This window comes from Staphylococcus auricularis, assembly GCF_001500315.1.
GTDB lineage: Bacteria > Bacillota > Bacilli > Staphylococcales > Staphylococcaceae > Staphylococcus > Staphylococcus auricularis.
On sequence record NZ_LLER01000009.1, the window covers coordinates 94,582 to 112,532 of the forward strand.

General features: G+C 36.6%; 15 protein-coding genes and 1 other annotated feature. Of the genes, 14 read left to right on the plus strand and 1 reads right to left on the minus strand.

Going from position 1 to position 17,951, the window contains the following annotated elements; all coding sequences use genetic code 11:
* Nucleotides 1–129: 129 nt before the first annotated feature.
* The 12 genes from APS80_RS05015 to APS80_RS05070 all read left to right on the plus strand — a co-directional run bounded on the left by APS80_RS05015 (nucleotide 130) and on the right by APS80_RS05070 (nucleotide 12,848).
* Nucleotides 130–741, plus strand: coding sequence for an NUDIX domain-containing protein (locus APS80_RS05015; RefSeq protein WP_059107182.1), 612 nt, complete (start codon nucleotides 130–132; stop codon nucleotides 739–741).
* Between the two features lie 10 nt (nucleotides 742–751).
* Nucleotides 752–1,696: a hypothetical protein gene (locus tag APS80_RS05020; RefSeq protein WP_059107183.1), complete on the plus strand. Its 945-nt coding sequence runs from the start codon at nucleotides 752–754 to the stop codon at nucleotides 1,694–1,696.
* A 126-nt stretch (nucleotides 1,697–1,822) separates the two neighbouring features.
* Nucleotides 1,823–3,136: a trigger factor gene (tig, locus tag APS80_RS05025; protein ID WP_059107184.1), complete on the plus strand. Its 1,314-nt coding sequence runs from the start codon at nucleotides 1,823–1,825 to the stop codon at nucleotides 3,134–3,136.
* Between the two features lie 172 nt (nucleotides 3,137–3,308).
* Entirely contained in the window at nucleotides 3,309–4,574 is a 1,266-nt protein-coding gene (clpX, locus tag APS80_RS05030; RefSeq protein ID WP_059107185.1) for an ATP-dependent Clp protease ATP-binding subunit ClpX, read from the plus strand.
* A 182-nt stretch (nucleotides 4,575–4,756) separates the two neighbouring features.
* A complete protein-coding gene (yihA, locus tag APS80_RS05035) occupies nucleotides 4,757–5,344 on the plus strand; it encodes a ribosome biogenesis GTP-binding protein YihA/YsxC (protein ID WP_059107186.1) in 588 nt (195 codons plus the stop codon).
* A gap of 162 nt (nucleotides 5,345–5,506) precedes the next feature.
* The gene (gene hemA, locus APS80_RS05040) at nucleotides 5,507–6,862 is read left to right on the plus strand and encodes a glutamyl-tRNA reductase (protein WP_059107187.1); all 1,356 of its coding nucleotides are present in this window, start codon (nucleotides 5,507–5,509) and stop codon (nucleotides 6,860–6,862) included.
* 21 nt (nucleotides 6,863–6,883) lie between these two features.
* Nucleotides 6,884–7,717, plus strand: coding sequence for a cytochrome c biogenesis protein (gene ccsA / locus APS80_RS05045; protein ID WP_059107188.1), 834 nt, complete (start codon nucleotides 6,884–6,886; stop codon nucleotides 7,715–7,717).
* A gap of 54 nt (nucleotides 7,718–7,771) precedes the next feature.
* Nucleotides 7,772–8,701 (plus strand): hydroxymethylbilane synthase, encoded by a 930-nt coding sequence (gene hemC / locus APS80_RS05050; protein WP_059107189.1) that lies wholly within the window; start codon nucleotides 7,772–7,774, stop codon nucleotides 8,699–8,701.
* Nucleotides 8,702–8,716: 15 nt separating this feature from the next.
* The gene (locus tag APS80_RS05055) at nucleotides 8,717–9,409 is read left to right on the plus strand and encodes a uroporphyrinogen-III synthase (RefSeq protein WP_059107190.1); all 693 of its coding nucleotides are present in this window, start codon (nucleotides 8,717–8,719) and stop codon (nucleotides 9,407–9,409) included.
* Complete coding sequence (gene hemB / locus APS80_RS05060) at nucleotides 9,399–10,376, plus strand: porphobilinogen synthase (protein ID WP_059107191.1); 978 nt, start codon at nucleotides 9,399–9,401, stop codon at nucleotides 10,374–10,376. The genes APS80_RS05055 and hemB overlap by 11 nt, the downstream gene beginning before the upstream one ends.
* Nucleotides 10,377–10,394: 18 nt before the next feature.
* A complete protein-coding gene (gene hemL / locus APS80_RS05065) occupies nucleotides 10,395–11,681 on the plus strand; it encodes a glutamate-1-semialdehyde 2,1-aminomutase (RefSeq protein WP_059107192.1) in 1,287 nt (428 codons plus the stop codon).
* A gap of 93 nt (nucleotides 11,682–11,774) precedes the next feature.
* Nucleotides 11,775–12,848 (plus strand): AbrB family transcriptional regulator, encoded by a 1,074-nt coding sequence (locus tag APS80_RS05070; protein WP_059107193.1) that lies wholly within the window; start codon nucleotides 11,775–11,777, stop codon nucleotides 12,846–12,848.
* 40 nt (nucleotides 12,849–12,888) lie between these two features.
* Here APS80_RS05070 and APS80_RS05075 read toward each other — a convergent pair whose 3' ends face one another.
* Complete coding sequence (locus tag APS80_RS05075; protein WP_059107194.1) at nucleotides 12,889–13,479, minus strand: DNA-3-methyladenine glycosylase I; 591 nt, start codon at nucleotides 13,477–13,479, stop codon at nucleotides 12,889–12,891.
* 61 nt (nucleotides 13,480–13,540) lie between these two features.
* Nucleotides 13,541–13,786, plus strand: a binding site (T-box leader).
* Nucleotides 13,787–13,831: 45 nt separating this feature from the next.
* Between APS80_RS05075 and APS80_RS05080 the strand changes: the two genes are divergently transcribed.
* Nucleotides 13,832–16,462, plus strand: a complete 2,631-nt coding sequence (locus tag APS80_RS05080) for a valine--tRNA ligase (protein ID WP_059107195.1) — start codon at nucleotides 13,832–13,834, stop codon at nucleotides 16,460–16,462.
* 11 nt (nucleotides 16,463–16,473) lie between these two features.
* Entirely contained in the window at nucleotides 16,474–17,736 is a 1,263-nt protein-coding gene (locus APS80_RS05085; RefSeq protein WP_059107196.1) for a bifunctional folylpolyglutamate synthase/dihydrofolate synthase, read from the plus strand.
* Nucleotides 17,737–17,951 lie beyond the last annotated feature (215 nt).

Genomic DNA, 17,951 nt, shown 5'->3' on the forward strand with positions numbered 1-17,951 from the left:
GAACGAGAGCGACTTCATCATAAGGGAATTTTGTTATTTTTTCACGCTCTTCACTGTTATCACTATCATTTTAAAACTATATGCAGTTTTGATAAAATAATTAAGAAGTCACAAGAAAAGGAGATTATTATGTCGAAATTTGATGAACAGATTATCGTAGTACCAAGAATAACCGTTTTTGATGAAGAAAAGAATCATTTTAACGGTTTTTTAGCTGGAGATCAGTCTCAAGCACAAGCTATTTATGAAACACTATCACAATACGAAGTCAAACGTCGTGGTGATATGGAAGAAGATCCAAGTTATAAACAATTAATCTCCTATTGTTTATTGGAAAATGAGAATGGTGAAATCCTTGTCTATGATCGCTTATCTGGCGGTGGAGAAGAAAGATTACATGGACAATCTTCAATCGGTGTCGGTGGTCATATGAATGATGTGCCGGATGCGACTTCAATTAATGAAGCTTTCCGCACAAATGCGCAACGTGAACTAAACGAAGAAGTGGGACTCAGTGATGACCATGCGCAAGACCTTGAATACATTGGTTTCATTAATGATGATACTAATGAAGTAGGACAAGTACATCTAGGTGTTGTTTTTAAAATCAAAGTCTCAAGCGACGATGTAGAAGCAAAAGAAACTGACACATTGAAAATAGCATGGAAATCTTACGAAGATATCAACAATTATGATGATTTTGAAACATGGAGTGCACTGATTTTGGAAGCACTAGCATAGGAGTGGGTCAATGTCTGATATAATTCCATTTCCACAATCTAAAAATAAATTAATCAGAGATATTAAACGTGCGTATCAACAAGAAGATTATGAAGAGATGTATCAATTGGTAGAAACGTACGAAGCACAGTTTGAGATGGATGAACAACTATCCCTCATGAAGTGTTCGATGTTATATCAACTGGGTTATTATTTAGAACTTAGAGAAGAAGTCATTATTTTACTACAACAAGGGCATCGTAATTATGATGAATTAATCATTTATTATGCCAAAAGTTTAAATGGATTAGGGCAATACTATGAGACGGTGCAAGTCATCGATCAAGTCATTGATGAAGTCAATAATCATCGTACACGAATGGAATTACTTCCTATTAAAGACTATGCGCAAGGAAAGCTTGAACAGACACATCAAGCAGCAGTTCAATCCCTTGAACAATTTGATCAACTCAGTAATGAACAGCAAGTTCACGCAGTATTGAATTTGCTTGATAGTGGGCAATTCCAGTATCAATCGACAATGGTTCATTTAATCCAATCGATTGATCTTGCACCTAATGTCCTTTCTCTCATGCTTGAGTATTTACAAAAAGCCCAATGTAATGACACAATTAAAATAGAAAAATTAGGCTACACTGTAGATATTGTTCCAAGTGAATTACCAGATATAGAGCATTATAGCTTACAGACTAAAATTGCCCCAATGGTATTGAAAGAATTAGGTGATGCGCTCGGAGCTTTACAAGATCCTATTACTGATGTGTTTGCGATACACGCCATTCATCTTTATCCGCTAGATCTTGAAGAAATGGCTCCGCTAACGGTCTGGATAGAAGCATACGAAAACTATTTCAAAGCCATGATTGGTTTGGAAAGTTTAGACGAGTCAAATGAAATCATACCTGTCATTCAACAAGTTGATTCACAATTAAGTGATCTGAATAAGGGTATATAAATGAAATAGAGCTATGAGTAGACGTCATCGATTGCGAGACGAACGCTAGGTTTGTGTAGTTTGGTCTCCTATGCTATAATGATGAGGTTGAAAAATAAAATAGGTTAATCATGGAGGTTTTTATACATGACAGCAACATGGGAAAAACAGGAAGGCAACGAAGGCGTACTATCAGTTACAGTTCCTGCAGAAGAAGTAGATAAAGCGCTTGATAAAGCATTTAAAAAAGTAGTTAAACAAGTGAACGTACCTGGTTTCCGTAAAGGTAAAGTACCACGTCAAATCTTCGAACAACGTTTTGGCGTAGAAGCATTATATCAAGATGCAGTCGATCTTTTACTACCAGAAGTATACGGTAATGCTATCGATGAAACTGGCATTAAACCAGTCGCTCAACCTGAAATCAATATCACTCAAATCGAAAAAGGAAACGACATGAAATTCGAAGCAACTGTTGTCGTTGAACCTGAAGTAGAATTAGGTGACTACAAAGGTCTTGAAATTGAAAAACAAAGTACTGAAGTGACTGACGAAGAAGTACAACAACAAATTGATAACCAACTTAACAACTTAGCTGATATGGTTGTTAAAGAAGATGGACAAGTCGAAGAAGGCGACACTGTAAACATCGACTTTGACGGCTATGTTGATGGTGAACAATTTGAAGGTGGCCAAGCAGATGGTTACGACTTAGAAATTGGTTCAGGCATGTTTATCCCAGGCTTCGAAGATCAACTCGTGGGAGCTAAAGCTGGAGAAGAATTAGACGTAAACGTTACTTTCCCAGAAGAATATCATGCAGAAGAATTAGCTGGTAAAGAAGCTACATTCAAAACAAAAGTCAACGACATCAAATATAAAGATATGCCAGAATTAGACGATGAAATCGCTAACGAATTAGATTCAGATGCAGATTCAGTAGATGAATACAAAGAAAACTTACGTAATCATTTAGCTGAACATAAAGCGACTGATGCAGAAAATACTCAAAAAGAAGAAGCGATTACAAAAGCTACTGACAATGCAACTGTAGACATTCCAGATGCAATGATCGAAACAGAAACAAATCGCATGCTTCAAGAGTTTGCTCAACGTCTTCAACAACAAGGCCTAAACTTAGAAACTTATTTCCAACTTTCAGGTCAAAATGAAGATCAACTTAAAGAACAAATGAAAGACGATGCACACGAACGTGTGAAAACAAACTTAACATTAACTGCAATCGCAAATGCTGAAAACATCGAAGCATCTGATGAAGATATTGACAGTGAACTCGATAAAATGAGTCAACAATTCAACATCTCAGTTGAAGACATCAAAAAAACACTAGGTAATACTGATATCATTAAAAATGATGTTAGAATCCAAAAAGTGATCGATTTCTTAGTTGATGAGGATAAATTAGTAGAATCATCTGAAGCTAACAAAGAAGAAGAATAATTATCAATATTACTCAACACATATAAAAGTAATATAAATAATCTATGAATAAGTAGCAGATGCATTTAAGAAATGTATCTGCTACACTACTTTATGCATAACATTTGTGGAAGCTACTATTTGCATATTAAAATACTATCTAGTATAGTCTTTACGGAATAGGGGTGTAAAAATGTTCAAATTCAATGAAGATGAAGAAAACCTAAAATGTTCTTTCTGCGGCAAGGATCAAGATCAAGTAAAAAAACTTGTAGCAGGAAGTGGCGTATATATTTGTAATGAATGTATTGAATTATGTTCTGAGATTGTAGAAGAAGAACTCGCACAATCTCAACCTGAAGAATTAGAAGAATTACCGACTCCTAAAGAAATCATGGATCATTTGAATGACTATGTGATAGGGCAAGAAAAAGCTAAAAAATCATTAGCTGTAGCGGTATACAATCACTACAAACGTATCCAACAACTTGGACCTAACAATGAAGATGATGTCGAATTACAAAAAAGTAATATCGCTCTCATTGGTCCTACAGGTAGTGGTAAAACATTACTTGCACAAACACTTGCAAAAACACTTAATGTACCATTTGCAATTGCAGATGCAACAAGTTTAACAGAAGCAGGTTATGTCGGTGATGATGTTGAAAATATCCTTCTCCGTTTAATACAGGCTGCTGATTTTGATATAGATAAAGCTGAAAAAGGTATTATCTATGTCGATGAAATCGATAAAGTAGCACGTAAATCTGAAAACACATCTATCACGCGTGATGTCTCTGGTGAAGGGGTACAACAAGCATTGCTTAAAATCTTAGAAGGCACAACTGCAAGTGTACCGCCTCAAGGTGGCAGAAAACATCCAAACCAAGAGTTGATTCAAATTGATACGACAAACATTCTATTTATCTTAGGTGGGGCATTCGATGGTATTGATGAAGTCATCAAAGGCCGTTTAGGTGAAAAAGTGATTGGCTTCTCAAGCAACGAAGCAGATAAATATGATGAAGATGCAATTTTAGAACAAATTCGTCCAGAAGATCTTCAATCTTATGGTTTAATTCCAGAATTTATCGGTCGTGTGCCAATCGTCGCAAACCTAGAAACGTTAGACGTTAGTGCGTTGAAAAATATCTTAACACAACCTAAAAATGCACTGGTTAAACAATATACTAAAATGTTAGAACTTGACGACGTCGAACTAGAATTTACCGATGAAGCACTTACAGCGATTAGTGATAAAGCCATCGAACGTAAAACAGGTGCCCGTGGTCTTCGTTCTATCATAGAAGAAGCATTGATCGATATCATGTATGATATTCCTTCATCTGATGGTGTCGTAAAAGTCATCATTACGGGTGATACAATCAGTGAAGAAAAAGAACCTGAATTGTATGACAGTGAAGGTAATTTAGTGAATTCAACGCAGACTTCTGCTTAATGAGTGACAATAATTAAATAGTTTATTATTTTGAACATCCTTCTAACAAAAACTTTGAAAGTACATGTATAGAAGGATGTTTTTATTTTGTGAAAAACGTATGTGTTTTGGACAAATGATTTCATTTCAAAGGACTTTATAATATAATAGAACAGCTATCATGTGAAAGAGAGGGTCGAACAATGAAGATAAATCCAAATAATATAGAGCTTTTAATCAGTGCGGTGAAACAAGAACAATATCCTGAAACGGGATTGAGTGAAGTTGCACTGAGTGGACGTTCCAATGTAGGGAAATCTACTTTTATCAATAGTATGATCGGACGTAAAAATATGGCTCGCACCTCTCAACAACCTGGAAAGACACAGACGCTCAATTTTTACGATATTGATCAACAACTCGTATTTGTCGATGTACCCGGTTATGGTTATGCAAAGGTGAGCAAAAGCCAGCGTGAAGCATTCGGCAAAATGATTGAACAATATTTAACGACAAGAAATTCATTGAAGCTTGTGATACAGTTAGTTGATTTGAGACATAATCCTACAGAAGATGATCGATTGATGTATGATTATCTCAAGTATTACGAAATTCCTACGCTTGTGGTTGCGACCAAAGAAGATAAAATCGCAAAAGGAAAGGTTCAAAAAAATCTTGCGCGTATTCAACGCGAATTAGAAATGGAACTGGAAGATCAAATTATTAGTTATTCTTCGATAAAAAATAACAAGCAACAACAAATTTGGGACTTAATCGAACCTTATTTATAATGATTTTAATATTGGAAAGGATAAATCATTTGTTTTACCGCATTTATGGCAAATTTTTGACCGCAGATTATAATTCTTCTAAATTAATCGGGCAAGTTGCTTAAATGTGGCCATATATATGTTATACTTGCATTATTGTAATATTTATGGAGGGCGTTATAAATGCATTTAATCGCGGTAAGTATCAATCAGCGAACAGCCGATGTAGCACTTAGAGAACAAGTTGCTTTTAACAATGATGCTAAACGTTCAGCCAATGTTGATTTATTCGAAACAAAATCTATTTTAGAAAATGTAATATTATCAACTTGCAATCGCACAGAAGTATACGCGGTAGTCGACCAAATTCATACAGGTCGTTACTACATTCAAAGATTTTTAGCGCGTAAGTTTGGTTTTGAAGTCGATGACATTAAATCTTTTTCAGAAGTTAAAGTGGGGGACGACGCTGTAGAACATCTATTCCGCGTCATTACTGGATTAGATTCTATTGTACTCGGTGAAACACAAATTCTTGGTCAAATGAGAGATGCATTCTTCATGGCACAAGAAGAACAAACAACAGGTACAATTTTTAATCATCTGTTCAAACAAGCGATTACTTTTGCGAAAAAAGCACATAATGAAACGGATATTGCAGATAATGCAGTGAGCGTTTCTTATGCTGCGGTTGAACTTGCTAAAAAAGTGTTTGGCAAATTAGCTCATAAAAAAGTACTGATTATTGGTGCGGGGGATATGAGTGAACTTTCACTATTAAATTTACAAGGTTCAGATGTAACAGATATTACTGTCGTTAATCGTACTTTAGCAAATGCACAACGATTAGCTGACAAACATCATGTTGCATATGATGCCTTAGATTCATTACCAACTTTATTAGCACAAGCTGATATCGTTATTAGTTCAACAAGCTCTGAACAGTTTATGATTACGAATGAAATGTTAAAATCAGTCGCACCACATCGTAAATCTGATTCGTTAGTACTCATTGATATAGCGGTACCAAGAGATATAGAACCGAATATCGATGCAATTGCTGATAGCTTTACGTACGATGTTGATGATCTTAAAGGACTTGTCGATGCAAACTTGAGAGAACGTCAACAAGCTGCAGCGCAAATTGAACAAAACATTCCAGGTGAAATCGATGCTCACAATGAGTGGGTCAACATGTTAGGTGTCGTCCCTGTCATTCGTGCATTGAGAGAAAAAGCGATGAACATTCAAGCTGACACAATGGAAAGTATTGATCGCAAATTACCTGATTTATCAGAGCGTGAACGCAAAGTTATCTCTAAACATACGAAAAGCATCATCAATCAAATGTTAAAAGATCCAATTAAACAAGCTAAAGAGTTGAGTAATGATAGAAAAAGCAATGAAAAATTAGAGCTCTTTCAAAATATATTTGCCATCGAAGCAGCTACAGAGGAGAAAAAAGAACAACAAGCTTCCAAAAGCCAATCAAAGGCTAAATCAGAAGTAGGACACGGTCGCATTTTAAGTTTTGAATAAGCATCTAGCTATGGTGATGTTATGCAAGAAACACTATTTTTTAGATTTCATGAACTTATCTTACTCGTTTATTTAATAAGTATATTTTGCTATTTTTATGATTTTATAACGAAGAATCATAGAATTAGACAAGTAGGGTTTATAACACTGGGGATTGTTTGGGTTTTACAAACAATCTCTTTGTCTATTTATATAAATATGTACCGTCATGCCTTGTTAGGTAATATTTTCGATGTGCTATTTGTATTGACATGGTTAATTATCTCAATATCAATCGTCATCTCTGTGATTAAACAGTTGAATATATCTATTTTCTTATTTAACCTCATCGGCTTTATTTTACTCGCATTGACGACGTACCAACCCATACAAGGTCAGGCTGAAGGCGAGCAGTTAAGATTAATTAACGAACTGTTATTTGTACATATTGGCTTAGCGATTGTGAGTTATGCGTTGTTTGCTTTCGCCTTTGTGAATGCCATACTATATCTAATTCAATATAATAATTTGAAGCGGAAGCAATTCAATCAAGTTTACTTTCGTATAGCTAGCGTGGCGACGCTGGAAAAAACAGTATTCTATAGTTCATTAATAGGCTTTGTGATGTTGATACTCAGCATTGTATTAGGTGTGCAGTGGGGTCTGAATACACTAGGAAATCCAATCTTTATTGATTCAAAAGTCATATTGTCCCTCATTATACTTCTATTATACGGCTGTTATATTATACTAAGAATATATAAAGTTTTAACAAAGCATAAACTCATTTATCTGAACATAGCCTTGTTCTGCTTATGTATGATTAATTTATTATTTGCCTCACATGTTTCAAGCTTTCACCATCTTGTAGGATGATATTGAACTGATGAGTGCTTCATTTTAAAAGATATGAGAGGAAGTGATGCGGAGATGCGTAAGCTGATTGTCGGTTCGCGTAGAAGTAAATTGGCACTTAGACAAAGCCAACAATTCATCGATCAGTTAAAAGAAATCCAGCCAGATCTAGACATCGAAATTAAAGAGATCGTCACTAAAGGTGATCGTGTTTTAGATAAGCAACTATCAAAAGTCGGTGGTAAAGGGCTGTTCGTCAAAGAAATCCAAAATGAATTATTTGATCATACGATTGATTTAGCTATTCATTCACTTAAAGATGTGCCAAGTGAGTTACCAGAAGGATTAACACTTGGTTGCGTGCCAGATAGAGAAAATCCTTTCGATGCATATATTGCGAAGAATCATACACCGTTAGATCAACTTCCTGCTGGTAGTGTGATAGGTACAAGTTCACTACGTCGCGGTGCGCAAATTTTAGCGAAATATCCTGACTTAGAAATTAAGTGGATTCGAGGTAATATCGATACACGATTACACAAATTAGAAACAGAAGATTACGATGCGATTATACTTGCTGCTGCAGGATTGAGACGTATGGGATGGTCAGACGATATCGTTACTGCTTATTTAGACAAAGAAACACTCGTTCCAGCCATTGGTCAAGGTGCTTTAGGTATTGAATGCAGATCAGATGACGAGGAACTCATCGCACTTTTACAAAAAGTACATAATCAGTCTGTAGCTCGTTGTGTGACTGCTGAACGCACATTTTTAAAAGCAATGAACGGTAGCTGTCAAGTCCCTATTGGTGGTTATGCCACTGAAGAAGATGATGGTATCATCGAGTTTACAGGTCTCATTATGTCTACGGATGGCAAAGAACGTTATCAACAAACAGAACGTGGTAAAGATCCTGTAGAAGTTGCTGAAAAAGTAAGTACAATACTTCAAGATCAAGGCGCACATAAAATCATTGAAGCATTAAATGATGCTGAATCATAAATAAGGGTGAGAGTTATGAATCCAGTTATAGTAATGACACATTCGAGCAAAATTGAAAGCAATGACGCATCTCTCGTGCATAAGCCATTTATTAAAATTGAGCCGCTTACTTTCAATCAAACGTTACTCAGTGTACACTATGACTGGATTATTTTTTCATCTAAAAATGCAGTTAAATACTTTAAACCGTATCTTTCTCAGTCGCATTTCAAGCAAGTTGCTGTTATAGGTAAAAAGACAGCAGCATACTGTGAAAAAGAAGGTATTGAAGTTGATTTTTACCCGGCTGACTATTCTCAAGAAGGGTTCTTAGCTGAATGTCCGATACATGCGGAAGAAAACGTACTCATCCCTTCGAGCAAAGCGGCACGCCCTTATCTCGTTGAACAATTACGTGAATGCGGAATCACCGTTCAGAAGATTGATTTATATCAACCACAACCCGATCTTGAAAATATTAAAGCGGTTGTTCAACTCATAGAAAATAACGAGGTCGCTGCAGTGACGTTTGCCAGTAGTTCAGCTGTTAGATATTTCTTTGATTATTTAGATGGTAAGTCACTTCAATTTCATCGTTATATAGTGATAGGAAAACAAACATTGCAGACCATACAACAATATGGACAGTCTGCAATACAGTCAGATGAACCAACAATCGATGCAATGATACAAAAAGCGAAAGAAGGTAAGCAGAATAATGGATTTTGATAGACATAGAAGATTACGTTCTTCTAAATCAATGCGTAATTTAGTTAGTGAAACACACGTGCGTAAAGATGATTTGATTTATCCTATTTTTGTAGTAGAAAAAGATGATGTAAAAGAAGAAATTAGTTCTATGCCAGGCATTTATCAAATCAGTTTAAACTTGTTACATGAGGAACTTAAAGAAGCTTATGATTTAGGCATTCGAGCTATTATGTTCTTTGGTGTACCAAATGAAAAAGATCCTGAAGGTCATGGAGCATACGATGAACATGGTGTCATTCAAGAAGCGACTAGAATTGCAAAACAATTATATAGTGATTTATTGATTGTAGCAGATACGTGTCTTTGTGAATATACAGATCATGGCCACTGTGGCTTAATCAATGAACAAACGAAAGATGTGGATAATGATAGATCTTTACCATTACTCGTTAAAACAGCGATTTCTCAAGTAGAAGCAGGTGCTGATATTATCGCACCAAGTAATATGATGGACGGCTTTGTCGCTAGCATTCGTAAAGGGTTAGATGACGCAGATTATGAAAATGTACCTATCATGAGCTATGGTATCAAATACGCATCTAGCTTCTTTGGTCCATTTAGAGATGCAGCAGATTCTGCACCACAATTTGGCGATCGAAAAACATATCAAATGGATCCAGCGAATCGCCGTGAAGCCTTGAGAGAACTTGAAAGTGATTTACATGAAGGCGCAGACATGATGATCGTTAAACCTGCACTCAGTTTCTTAGATATCGTGCGTGATGTGCGCAACCACACGAACGTCCCTGTTGTAGCATACAACGTAAGTGGTGAGTACAGCATGATTAAAGCGGCTGCTCAAAATGGTTGGATTGATGAAAAAGCAGTCGTTATGGAACAAATTAAATCTATGAAACGCGCAGGAGCTGATATTATTATTACTTATTTCGCAAAAGATATTTGTAGATATATTGATGAAGGATAATAGAGGAGGGAATCATTTATGTCACGTTATGACAAATCAATTGAAGCAATGAAAAAAGCAGAACCCCTCATGTCTGGTGGGGTAAATAGTCCAGTAAGAGCCTTTAAATCTGTGGACACACCAGCTTTATTTATGGAGCATGGTGAAGGTTCTCGTATTTATGATATTGATGGGAATGAATATATCGATTATGTATTGAGTTGGGGACCACTCATTTTAGGCCACAAAAACCCGCGTGTCATTGAGAAATTACATGAAGCGGTTGATCGTGGTACAAGCTTTGGCTCTTCAACGTTAGAAGAAAATAAATTAGCTGAACTCGTCATCGAACGCGTACCATCAATAGAAAAAGTACGCATGGTATCTTCTGGTACAGAAGCAACCCTTGACACACTCCGTTTAGCAAGAGGTTATACAGGTAGAAATAAAATTGTGAAATTTGAAGGTTGTTATCACGGACATAGTGATTCACTCTTAATTAAAGCAGGTTCAGGTATTGCCACACTCGGTTTACCTGATTCTCCAGGCGTGCCTGAAGGTACTGCGAAAAACACGATTACAGTACCTTATAACGACTTAGATGCATTGAAAGTTGCTTTCGAACAATATGGCGATGACATCGCAGGCGTTATCGTAGAACCTGTTGCCGGTAATATGGGTGTCGTACCTCCGAAAGAAGGATTCTTACAAGGTTTACGTGATATGACAAACGACTATGGCGCATTGTTAATATTCGACGAAGTGATGACTGGATTCAGAGTCGGTTACAACTGTGCGCAAGGTTATTTCGGTGTCACTCCAGATTTAACTTGTTTAGGAAAAGTCATCGGTGGTGGACTTCCAGTTGGTGCTTTTGGTGGTAAAAAAGAAATCATGGATGAAATAGCGCCGGTCGGTACGATTTATCAAGCTGGTACCTTATCAGGTAATCCACTTGCGATGACAAGCGGTTATGAAACACTCAGTCAATTAACACCTGAATCTTACGAGCACTTTAATAAACTAGGCGACATTCTTGAACAAGGCTTGAAAGATGTCTTTGCAAAACACAATGTGCCGATTACCGTTAACCGTGCGGGCTCAATGATCGGTTACTTCTTAAACGAAGGGCCTGTGACAAACTTTGATGAAGCCAACCAAAGTGACTTAGAATTATTTGGTAAAATGTATGGTGAAATTGCTAAAGAAGGTATTTTCTTACCGCCATCTCAATTTGAAGGTACGTTCTTATCTACTGCACATACTGAAGAAGATATTAAACAAACCGTTGAAGCCTTTGATCGCGCATTAAGCCGAATCGTATAAGAAAGAGAAAAACGTCTGAGTACCATTAAGATGGCTCAGACGTTCATTTTATATCCAAAACATTTATGAAACGACTATTGGAAGTTGGGTTATATGAAAAAACATTTATGGTTGAATAATAGTTTGCTGTTTCTCATAGCGGTTGCTATCAGTCTTACACTGCACTTTTTACATGTATTACTTCCATTTATGTTTGGTCCAATTATAACTGGGATTATCTGTGTTAGAGTTTTAAAATTAGAAGTCAAATGGCCATCTTGGATTAAACTACTAGGAATGATTTTACTCGGAGTTCAAATCGGTACGACCTTTACGAAAAGTGTCATTGGTGACATCAAGGATGATTGGCTTTTCATCGTATTAATTACCGTGTTATTAATCGTGTTGTCGCTATTGATTGCAACGCTATTTAAGGGGATTGCACGTGTTAATTTTCAAACTGCGATGTTGAGTGTGATACCAGGTGCATTGAGTCAAATGTTGTTAATGGCAGAGGAGGATAAACGTGCTAATCTCATGATCGTGAGTTTAACGCAGACGTCTCGGATTATCTTTGTCGTCATTTTAATACCATTGATCTCGTTTTTGTATTCAAGTCCCAAGGAACAAAACAGTGCGGGTGCATTCGTTCAGGCATCGTTAACTGAAGTATTATCATTACATCATGTGTTAATCATCGGTGTATGTATTGCACTTGTCTACGTATTGATGAAGAAAATTCATTTTCCAACGAAAGAACTGTTGGCACCAATCATTGTGTTAATTGGTTGGAATCTGACGACGAACATGACGTTTGCGTTGGATAATTATATCATCGCTGCTGCACAAGTGTTATATATGATCAGTATAGGGGTTCAAATTGCTCACTTACTCGATCAAATGAAAGGGCGCATCGCTGTAGCCATCACATTACAAAATGTATTATTGATCCTTGTGACTTTCATCATGGTTAATATCATTAGTTATTTCAGTAACCATGATATTAATAACTTGTTCTTAAGCGCAGCCCCTGGTGGTGTAAATCAAATTGTACTGGTCGCAATGGAAACGGGTGGCGACGTCGCAATGATATCGAGCTATCATATATTTAGAATCTTTTTTATCTTATTTATCATTGCACCTTTAATTCAGTTTATTTTGAATAAGATGGCAGCACAACGTCGGTAAAATTGGTTTTATGTGAGGACGAATTGTCACTATATGTTCATTAAAACCATGCTGCAGGCGCCAAAGTTTTGTCCGTATGTGCAGGATTGTGAGGACAACTTTCTAAGTGACTGTTATAAAGACCTGCTGCCTCTAAAAATGAAAACACAGTTACTGGGCCTAAAAAGCTAAAGCCAAACGATTTTAAAGCTTTTGATAACTGTGTCGCACGTTCATCAACAGTGATGCGTGCTTCAGGCGTTTGATAATGCATGTTGATCGGCTCTAAATCTACTGTTTTCCATAAAAAACCACTGAAGCTACCATGTTGTCGTTCGATTTCCAAATAACCTTTAGCTTGGTTAACGATGGCTTCTAACTTTTTACGATTATGAATGATGTTAGGAAATGACATGAGTTGTGAGATATCGTCTTGAGTCATTTGCGCGATACGATTAGGATCAAACTGGTAAAAAGCGTCTTCGTATGCTGATTTTTTCTTTAAGATAGTAAGCCAAGAAAGACCGGCATGTTGCGATTCTAGAGCTATCAGTTTAAACAGCTTCAAACTGTCATAACAAGGTCTTCCCCAAACTTCGTCATGATATTTTATATATAACGGATCTTTGGTGTTAAACGCGCAAGGATTCATAAAATTTAGCGCCTCCTCATTGACTTATTGTAGGATTCATTATACTATAATATCGTAATTAAATAATGCGATTTGGGAAGAGTAACTACTGATTATTTCTCAGAGAGTACACATTGAGCTGAAAGTGTATAGATGATCTGTAGCGAAGGTAGCCCACAAGATTTCTAACTGAACTTGATAAAGATAAATTAGGTTAGAACGTGCTTTGAGCGTTAATCATAACTATGAGTGCTTGAGTTCATGTCGTATCACGATGGATAGACATGCTCTTGAATTTAGGTGGTACCACGGAATATCCGTCCTATTATTAATTTAGCAGGACGGATATTTTTATTTTTAAGGAGGCAAAAAGATGGAGATGAAACCTAAATATAACCCGCAAGAAGTTGAAGCAGGGCGCTATCAACAGTGGGTAGACAACGGTTATTTTAAAGCAACAAGAGACGAGAACAAACAACCCTACACAATTGTTATCCCCCCTCCCAATGTGACAGGTAAACTGCATCTTGGACATGCATGGGATACAACGTTACAAGATATCATCACACGTATGAAGCGGATGCAAGGTTACGATACATTATACTTGCCTGGTATGGACCATGCAGGTATCGCGACACAAGCTAAAGTGGAAGCGAAGTTAAATGAACAAGGCATTTCACGCCATGATTTAGGCAGAGAGAAATTTTTAGAACAAGTTTGGGATTGGAAAGAAGAATATGCGTCATTTATCCGTAAGCAATGGGCTAAATTAGGTCTTGGCTTAGACTATAGCCGTGAACGATTCACGTTAGATGATGGTCTAAGTAAAGCGGTACGTAAAGTGTTTGTGGATATGTATAACAAAGGCTTAATTTATCGCGGAGAGTACATCATTAACTGGGATCCAGTAGCACAAACTGCACTTTCTGATATCGAAGTAATTCACGAAGATGTGCAAGGTAAATTTTATCACTTCAAATATCCATATGCAGATGGAGATGGATACATAGATATTGCGACGACTCGTCCCGAAACGATGTTAGGTGATACAGCGATTGTTGTGAATCCAGAAGATGACCGATATAAAGATGTGATTGGTAAAAAAGTTATTTTACCTATCGTAGGTAGAGAACTACCAATCTTAGCAGATGATTATGTTGATATTGAATTTGGTAGTGGTGCGATGAAAGTAACACCTGCGCATGATCCAAACGACTTTGAAATTGGTAATCGTCATGATTTAGAACGCATCGTTGTGATGGATGAATCTGGTAAAATGAACGACAAAGCGGGCAAATACGAAGGTATGGATCGCTTCGAATGTCGTGAACAACTCGTTGAAGATCTGAAAAATGAAGATCTCGTTATTAAAATTGAAGAGCATGAACATGCAGTAGGTCACTCAGAACGTTCTGGTGCTGTCGTTGAACCTTATCTTTCTACACAGTGGTTCGTTAAAATGAAACCTCTTGCAGAACAAGCGTTAAACAATCAAAAAACAGATCAACGCGTAAACTTCGTACCGCCGCGTTTTGAAAAAACATTCAATCGCTGGATGGAAGAAATCCGAGATTGGACCATTTCACGTCAATTATGGTGGGGTCATCAAATTCCAGCTTGGTATCACAAAGAAACTGGAGAACTTTATGTCGCAGAAGAAGCGCCAGAAGACATTGAAAATTGGGTGCAAGATGAAGACGTATTAGATACATGGTTCTCAAGCGCATTGTGGCCATTCTCAACACTTGGTTGGCCAGATGTTGAAGCGAAAGACTTCCAACATTATTATCCAACGAATGCACTTATTACAGGTTATGATATCATCTTCTTCTGGGTTGCACGTATGATATTCCAAGGCGTAGAATTCACTGAACAACGTCCGTTTGAAGATGTCTTATTACATGGTCTTGTACGTGCTGAAGATGGTCGTAAAATGAGTAAATCACTCGGTAATGGGGTCGACCCTATGGATGTCATTGATGAATATGGTGCAGACAGCTTGAGATACTTCTTGGCGACAGGTTCTTCACCAGGTCATGATTTACGTTATTCTACGGAAAAAGTTGAAGCCGTATGGAACTTCATTAATAAAATTTGGAACGCAGCACGATTCAGTATTATGAATATCGGTGATGACTTTAAAGTGGAAGATGTTGATCTTTCAGGTCAATTATCTCTCGCAGATAAATGGATTTTGACACGCTTAAACGAAACAATCGAAACAGTCACTGATCTCAGTGATAAATATGAATTCGGTGAAGTAGGCCGTGCGCTTTATAATTTCATCTGGGATGAATTCTGTGATTGGTATATCGAAATGAGTAAAATACCGATGAACGGCGATGATGAAGATCAAAAACAAGTCACACGTTCTGTATTGACTTACGTGTTAGATCAAACAATGCGCATGTTACATCCGTTTATGCCATTTGTAACTGAGCAAATTTGGCAGAACTTACCGCATGAAGGTGAAACAATTGTAACGGCAGAGTGGCCACGCGTAAGAAAAGAGTTTATATTTGAAGATAGTAAAGAAACTATGGAACAACTTGTAGAAATCATTAAATCAGTCAGACAATCACGTCAAGAAGTTGAAACACCGTTATCTAAAGCCATTCCTATTTTCATTCAAGCTAAAAATGACCAAGTCAAAGCGACATTGATCGATAATCAAAATTACATCGATCGTTTCTGTCATCCAAGTGAATTAGTGATTGAAACATCAATTGATATACCGGAAAAAGCAATGACTTCAGTAACCGCAGCGGGAGATGTCGTGTTACCACTTGAAGGATTAATCGACATGGACAAAGAAATTGCACGTCTTGAAAAAGAATTAGACAAATGGCAAAAAGAATTAGACCGTGTAAACAAAAAATTAGCAAACGAAAACTTTGTTAACAAAGCCCCAGAAAAAATCATTAACGAAGAACGTGAAAAACAACAGAATTACCAAGAAAAATATGATGGTGTTAAAGAAAGAATTAATCAATTGAAAGCATAGGAGTTTTAGTCATGAATTACCTAGATAGTTTATACTGGATACATGAGAGAACTAAATTTGGCGTTAAACCTGGAGTCAAGCGTATGGAATGGATGCTTGAGAGATTAAACAATCCACAACACAACATCAGAGGTATTCACGTTGGCGGTACGAATGGCAAAGGATCAACCGTTGCTTACCTCAGAGCTGCTTTAGTAGATAATGGTTATGAGGTCGGCACGTTCACTTCACCGTTTATAGAGACATTTAATGAACGTATTAGTTTAAATGGTGTACCTATTTCAGATGATGAAGTCGTTGAACTCGTACAAATTGTGAAAACAGTCAGTGAAGACATGGATGAACAAACAGATTTAGGTGTAGCTACCGAATTCGAAATTATTACTGCCATGATGTTTGTTTATTTTGGCAAACTTCACCCAGTAGATTTTGTAATTATCGAAGCTGGTTTAGGTATTAAAAATGATTCAACGAATGTATTTAATCCTATAATGTCTATACTCACAAGCATCGGTTTAGACCATACAGATATTTTAGGTGATACCTACATCGATATTGCGAGAGATAAAGGTGATATCGTTAAGCCTCATATACCTGTCATTTATGCTGTAAAAAACGATGATGCATTAAAAGTGATTCGCAGTTATGCAGAAGAACGTCACGCAACGCCGATTGAATTTGATCGAGATATTAATATTGTTTCAGAGGATGACGAGTTTACTTATCGCTACAAAGATTATGAATTAGAAACCATCGTCCTTGAAATGATTGGTGAACATCAAAAAGAAAATGCTGCGCTTGCTATTACAGCTTTAATCGAGTTAAATGAACGAAACTACATAGAACTTGACTTTAACAAAATGATTGACGGTATTGAGTCAGTACATTGGACAGGTCGCATCGAACAAGTTAAAGAACAACCTTTGATGATTTTAGATGGTGCACATAACACAGAAAGTGTTTCTGCACTTACAGACACAATCAAAAAATATTATCACAGAGATAAAATGGATATTCTGTTTTCAGCCATCAAAGGTAAATCAGTCCGCAAAATGGCAGAGAACTTAACTGAAATTGCTGATCGCTTCTACATTACAGACTTTGAGTTTCCAAAATCATTAACGAAAGAAGATATCTATCAAGATGTCCCAAGTGATAATAAAGAAATGATAGATGATTACGTTTCCTTTATTGAAAATTACGATGGTGATGGATTGTTGATTACAGGCAGTTTGTATTTCATTAGTGAAGTCAAAGCGAAATTAAATTTTTAAGTATGAATGATTAAAATAATATAGCACAGAAAATCGGACTAACTGAGTATGTTACATACGAGTTAGCCCGATTTTTTGTTGAAAATGTCTTTGATAATGGGTGTAGTTGATTAAGAAAAATGCATTTTAGAAGGAAGGCGGTTGTAAAAAATGAGATGATCATAACTTGCAGTAAAAATGTGGAGGGGGAGTACATACAAATTATTGATATTTGA

What these genes read in the sequence shown, in the direction of transcription:
- hemL (WP_059107192.1), top strand. Translation starts at nt 10,395, where the DNA reads ATGTCACGTTATGACAAATCAATTGAAGCAATGAAAAAAGCAGAACCC.
- tig (WP_059107184.1), top strand. Translation starts at nt 1,823, where the DNA reads ATGACAGCAACATGGGAAAAACAGGAAGGCAACGAAGGCGTACTATCA.
- APS80_RS05075 (WP_059107194.1), bottom strand. Translation starts at nt 13,479, where the DNA reads ATGAATCCTTGCGCGTTTAACACCAAAGATCCGTTATATATAAAATAT.
- yihA (WP_059107186.1), top strand. Translation starts at nt 4,757, where the DNA reads ATGAAGATAAATCCAAATAATATAGAGCTTTTAATCAGTGCGGTGAAA.
- APS80_RS05015 (WP_059107182.1), top strand. Translation starts at nt 130, where the DNA reads ATGTCGAAATTTGATGAACAGATTATCGTAGTACCAAGAATAACCGTT.
- APS80_RS05080 (WP_059107195.1), top strand. Translation starts at nt 13,832, where the DNA reads ATGGAGATGAAACCTAAATATAACCCGCAAGAAGTTGAAGCAGGGCGC.
- clpX (WP_059107185.1), top strand. Translation starts at nt 3,309, where the DNA reads ATGTTCAAATTCAATGAAGATGAAGAAAACCTAAAATGTTCTTTCTGC.
- hemB (WP_059107191.1), top strand. Translation starts at nt 9,399, where the DNA reads ATGGATTTTGATAGACATAGAAGATTACGTTCTTCTAAATCAATGCGT.
- APS80_RS05020 (WP_059107183.1), top strand. Translation starts at nt 752, where the DNA reads ATGTCTGATATAATTCCATTTCCACAATCTAAAAATAAATTAATCAGA.
- APS80_RS05070 (WP_059107193.1), top strand. Translation starts at nt 11,775, where the DNA reads ATGAAAAAACATTTATGGTTGAATAATAGTTTGCTGTTTCTCATAGCG.
- ccsA (WP_059107188.1), top strand. Translation starts at nt 6,884, where the DNA reads ATGCAAGAAACACTATTTTTTAGATTTCATGAACTTATCTTACTCGTT.
- hemA (WP_059107187.1), top strand. Translation starts at nt 5,507, where the DNA reads ATGCATTTAATCGCGGTAAGTATCAATCAGCGAACAGCCGATGTAGCA.
- APS80_RS05085 (WP_059107196.1), top strand. Translation starts at nt 16,474, where the DNA reads ATGAATTACCTAGATAGTTTATACTGGATACATGAGAGAACTAAATTT.
- hemC (WP_059107189.1), top strand. Translation starts at nt 7,772, where the DNA reads ATGCGTAAGCTGATTGTCGGTTCGCGTAGAAGTAAATTGGCACTTAGA.
- APS80_RS05055 (WP_059107190.1), top strand. Translation starts at nt 8,717, where the DNA reads ATGAATCCAGTTATAGTAATGACACATTCGAGCAAAATTGAAAGCAAT.